Origin of the sequence: Bartonella sp. AP36NXGY (assembly GCF_042195865.1) — a bacterium.
GTDB lineage: Bacteria > Pseudomonadota > Alphaproteobacteria > Rhizobiales > Rhizobiaceae > Bartonella.
The window spans coordinates 1-2,273 of the sequence record NZ_JBHIPD010000074.1 but is presented as its reverse complement, the minus strand read 5'-3'; the positions used below and the strand labels follow the sequence as shown (position 1 = coordinate 2,273).

Annotated in this window: 4 protein-coding genes; 2 read left to right on the top strand and 2 right to left on the bottom strand. The window is 39.9% G+C overall.

The genetic code is table 11. From position 1 onward, the window contains the following. On the top strand, positions 1–987 hold a 987-nt coding region (locus ACFINX_RS09815), incomplete at its 5' end, for a late control protein (protein WP_375668769.1). Positions 988–1,072: 85 nt separating this feature from the next. On the opposite strand, the gene ACFINX_RS09810 is transcribed toward ACFINX_RS09815, so the two are convergent. Together ACFINX_RS09810 and ACFINX_RS09805 are read right to left on the bottom strand one after the other, a co-directional pair. After that, positions 1,073–1,393 (bottom strand): addiction module antidote protein, encoded by a 321-nt coding sequence (locus ACFINX_RS09810; RefSeq protein ID WP_273783426.1) that lies wholly within the window; start codon positions 1,391–1,393, stop codon positions 1,073–1,075. Next, positions 1,380–1,682 carry a type II toxin-antitoxin system RelE/ParE family toxin gene (locus ACFINX_RS09805; protein ID WP_212113015.1) on the bottom strand — a complete coding sequence of 101 codons (303 nt, stop codon included), beginning with the start codon at positions 1,680–1,682 and terminating at the stop codon, positions 1,380–1,382. Before ACFINX_RS09805 ends, ACFINX_RS09810 begins: the two co-directional genes overlap by 14 nt. A gap of 162 nt (positions 1,683–1,844) precedes the next feature. On the opposite strand from ACFINX_RS09805, the gene ACFINX_RS09800 reads away from it, so the two are divergent. Next, a complete protein-coding gene (locus ACFINX_RS09800) occupies positions 1,845–2,123 on the top strand; it encodes a lysozyme (RefSeq protein WP_375668768.1) in 279 nt (92 codons plus the stop codon). The last annotated feature ends 150 nt before the right edge of the window (positions 2,124–2,273 follow it).

Genomic DNA, 2,273 nt, shown 5'->3' with positions numbered 1-2,273 from the left:
ATCTCTGTAAGCAGCCCACCACAAAGCTTAAGTGTAACAGGGCGCGCCGCCTCTATGAACACGTCTTACAGAACCCCAAAAAGCCAATCCTATCACCAGCAAACCCTTGGCAGTATTGTTCAAGAGATAGCACAGCGTAATGGCTATACACCAAAAGTTGACCCTGCTCTTGCTAAAATTGTTGTGCGTCACATTGACCAAACTTCTGAAAGCGATATGGCTTTTGCCACACGCCTTGCAGAAGACTATGATGCGGTAGCAAAACCCGTTGATGGCAAGCTTGTTTTGGCTAAACGGGGCGAAGGCAAAGCCATCACTGGTGAAACACTCCCCGTTATTGTTATTCACGAGAAACATTGTACCTCTTGGGATTTTAAATACAGTGCGCGTGATGAATCAGGTGCAGCCAATGGCTTAGAAACAGATGTGGGAGACGACCAAAAAGCCGCGGCTGATGCACGAGAACCAGAAGAGATTGATGATGATGAAAACTTTATCCATATGGATGACAATGACAGAGCACCATCATCTGAATCGGAAAAAGCAGAAAAAGAATCTGAGAAAAAAGAAGTCAAAGTTGGCAAAGCACCGTTTCATGAACTCAAATATACCTACCATAACCAATCAGAGGCTGTTGCAGCCATTGCTGCTTATCGCAATAAATCATCACGCGGTAAGTCTTCTTTCTCATGTGATATCGGAGGTAATCCGTTTGTACAAGCAGAAGCAAAACTTGTTCAAGAGCCCCCTTTCCGCCCCTATATTCCAGCAGAATGGCGTATCAAAAGTGTTAAGCACAAACTTGATAAAACGGGTGGTTACACCACAAAAATAGAATGCGAACTTTTTGATGCATCACAAGAAGATGCGGCTGGAAACGTTGCAAACACAACACCAGACAAGGATGATACCCTTGATCCAAACGCCCCACCAGACGCATGCGACGAAGGCGAAGGCGTCATCCATATGGATGAAGAGGATACATGATAGGTTATAAACTAGATGTAGAGCCCCTCATTAAAAATGATTGCTTAAATACCTCCCTTCCCCATCTTTAAAGGTGGGGAGGTAGTCAAGATGCTTCTTCTAAAGCTGCTTGTTCCTTACAATTATTTTGGATAGGCGTTAAGCTAATCTGCAAATTTAAAGCACTCAAAACACTGAGAAAAGTAGAAAGCCGTGGGTCGCCTTTATCACTTAAAGAACGATAAAGAGACTCTCTTGATAGCCCTGTATTTTGGGCGATTTTACTCATTCCTTGGTTTTTCGCTATTATACCAAGAGCATGGGCAAGATACTTACTATCTTTGCTTTCAAGAGCATCTTCTAAAAGAATCCTTTGTGTCTCAGGTGTCTTGAAATATTCACTTGTGTCAAATTTAGTAATTTCCATGTTTCATTTCCTTTACTAATTGAAGAGCTTTTTCGATATCTTTTTGTTGTGTAGATTTATCACCCGCATTTAATAACAAAATGATTTGTTTACCTTGTTTTACAAAATAGATTCTATAGCCAGGACCATGATGTATTTTTAACTCTCCAATTCCACGGAAAAATTTTACATTTCCAAGAAATCCCGTTTCTATTCTTGCTATCCGTTTAACAATATGCGCTTGCGCAATCTCATCTTTTAAAGAATCTAGCCATTTTATAAAATGCTCTGTTTTGTATACTGTAAACATTTGTAACTTATAAAATACAATTATTACAATGTCAAATACATTTTTTTGTTCCAATGAAAAAGCGACATGAAGCTTAACCAAGCTATCTTTCCGAATGAGAAAGATGTCCAATTTTTTTAATCCAGCTCTGCTTTTTGCGGAGCTTTTTTTATGGAGAAGCATATGCGAAAAATATCATCAGAAGGACTTGCACTTATCAAACAATGGGAAGGTTTGCGTTTAAACGCCTATAAAGATGCCATTGGGGTGTGGACAATAGGTTATGGACATACAAACAGTGCTGGAAAACCTTTTATTTACGAAGGCATGACAATCACTGAAAAGCAAACAGAAAAAGCTTTAAAAGCAGCCACAACCCGTCTTGAGGTAGAAAATGAAATTAATCAAAAAAGTGATGCTGATGTGCGTACTGCTCTCTCTGACTGGTTGCGCGACAAATAAATATGCTTCTTCTTGTGTTGGCTGGTTGCCAATTTATTTAAGCCGGCAAGATCTGAACGCCATCAGTTCAAACTTAGCAAGAGAGATCTTAAAGCACAATAATCTAGGTGAACGCGTGTGTGGGTGGAAACATGGCTAGAAAAAAAACAC

Excerpts from the sequence above, each read along its gene's own strand:
- ACFINX_RS09805 (WP_212113015.1), bottom strand. The coding sequence starts at position 1,682 with ATGTTTACAGTATACAAAACAGAGCATTTTATAAAATGGCTAGATTCT.
- ACFINX_RS09810 (WP_273783426.1), bottom strand. The coding sequence starts at position 1,393 with ATGGAAATTACTAAATTTGACACAAGTGAATATTTCAAGACACCTGAG.
- ACFINX_RS09800 (WP_375668768.1), top strand. The coding sequence starts at position 1,845 with ATGCGAAAAATATCATCAGAAGGACTTGCACTTATCAAACAATGGGAA.